Source organism: Saccharomonospora saliphila YIM 90502, assembly GCF_000383795.1.
In the GTDB taxonomy this organism is placed as follows: domain Bacteria; phylum Actinomycetota; class Actinomycetes; order Mycobacteriales; family Pseudonocardiaceae; genus Saccharomonospora; species Saccharomonospora saliphila.
On the sequence record NZ_KB912594.1, the window covers coordinates 1 to 1,812 of the forward strand.

The 1,812-nt window shown below is 74.3% G+C and carries 1 protein-coding gene and 1 pseudogene; both read right to left on the reverse strand.

Annotated elements, in window-relative coordinates:
• Window positions 1-304, reverse strand: a pseudogene (locus tag SACSA_RS0100250) (cupin domain-containing protein); the annotation flags it as partial.
• A gap of 291 nt (window positions 305-595) precedes the next feature.
• A complete protein-coding gene (locus SACSA_RS0100255) occupies window positions 596-1,666 on the reverse strand; it encodes an NAD(P)H-dependent glycerol-3-phosphate dehydrogenase (RefSeq protein ID WP_083940101.1) in 1,071 nt (356 codons plus the stop codon).
• Window positions 1,667-1,812 lie beyond the last annotated feature (146 nt).

Genomic DNA, 1,812 nt, shown 5'->3' on the forward strand with positions numbered 1-1,812 from the left:
CCTCGTCCAGCCGCCCGTCGCGCAGCACCGTCTCGGTCAGCGTGCCGCTCACGACCGTGAACGCCCCCGTGGTGGGGCCGTGGTCGTGCGGGCCGGTGCGCTGCCCCGGCAGCCAGGACAAGAGCCACACCTGCTGCCCGCGCACGGAGTCCAGCAGAACGCCGAACCGGTCGTCCGGGTCGTAGCGCAGCAGGTTGCGCCAACGCTGCCGGTCGGCGGCGAACTCCAGCGCCGTGCGGACGGGGTGCCGCGGCGCGGTGTCGGCGGGCGCGGGCGCGATCGTGTTCTCGGGAACGGCGAACATGGTCAGGGGCATCCTGGGAAGAGTCGTGAAGGGGAAGCTTTCCGCGACAGCGCCTGAGGCGCTCGGTCGTGCCGTCGCGAGCGGCCGGAGGAAGCGGCCTCGCGTCAGCGGCGACACGCCGCGCGCGGACATACCGCCCCGGCGACGCCCGCGAGTCGTGGCGCGCACGGCGTGAGTGCCCGGGACGTGCTCGTCCGGTACCAGGGCACACGGGAGGCGGTCATGCCTTCAGAGAACCAAAAGGCGCCACGCCCGTCAAACCCGGCGCCGCGGGAACCGGTGTGCGCCGGGTCACGACCACTCGTGCTTGCGTTCGCGCCCCAGCAGTTCGGCTCCGACGGCCGCCGGATCGGCGCCCTCGTGGCAGACCCGGTACATCGCCTCGGTGATCGGCATGTCCACCCCGGCACGCCGGGCCAGCTCCCGGATGGACCGGCAGGAGGTGACCCCCTCGGCGACCTGGCCGCCCTGCGCCGCGCGAGCCTGCTCGATCGTCTCGCCCCCGCCGACACGCTCGCCGAAGGTCCGGTTGCGCGACAGCGGCGACGAGCACGTCGCCACCAGGTCACCCACCCCGGCAAGGCCCGCGAAGGTGAGCGCGTCCGCGCCGAGTTCGGCGCCGAGCCGGGCCGTCTCCGCGAGCCCCCGGGTGATCAGCGTGGCCGTCGTGTTGGCTCCGAACCCGAGGCCGGCGGCCATACCACAGCTCAACGCGATGACGTTCTTGCACGCACCGGCCAGTTCGCAGCCGACGACGTCGGTGTTGGTGTAGGGCCGGAAGTAGCCGGTGGAGGCCGCGCGCTGCACGGCCACGGCGCGGTCGTGGTCGGCGCAGGCGAGCACCGCCGCCGCGGGCTGCCGCGCGGCGATCTCACGCGCCAGGTTGGGGCCCGACACCACGACGACCTCGTCCGGGGGCATGCCCACGACCTCGCCGACGACCTCGCTCATGCGCTTGAGCGTGCCCAGCTCGACGCCCTTGGCGAGGCTGACCAGGCTCGCCCCGTCCGGAAGCAGATGGCGCCACGCCGTCAGGTTGTCCCGCAGGCTCTGGCTCGGCACGGCCAGCACCACCGCCTGGGCGCCGTCCAGCGCGCGGGCGGGGTCGGAGGTGGCCGTGAGCGTGTCCGGCAGCGCGACCTCGGGAAGGTAGGCGGAATTCGTGTGCCGCGCGGTGATCTCCTCGGCCACGTCCGCGCGCCGCGCCCACATCGTCACCGCGCACCCGGCCTCGGCCAGCACCTTCGCGAACGTCGTGCTCCAGGAGCCCGCGCCCAGCACCGCGACCCGCTCCACAGCGGTGCCGTGCGCGCTCGCGGGGGCCCGGACCGTGCCGGGCACGGTGGAGTCGGACGGCGCCATGTCAGGCCGCGCCTCCCCCCGCCTCCCCGGGCCGCCGCTCGCCCCTGACGTCGGCGAGCAGCGTTTCGACCTCGTCCATCAGCAGGTCGGTGACCTCCCGTAGCAGGCGCCGTGCACTCGCTGGTCGGGATCGACTCGGTCGTGCG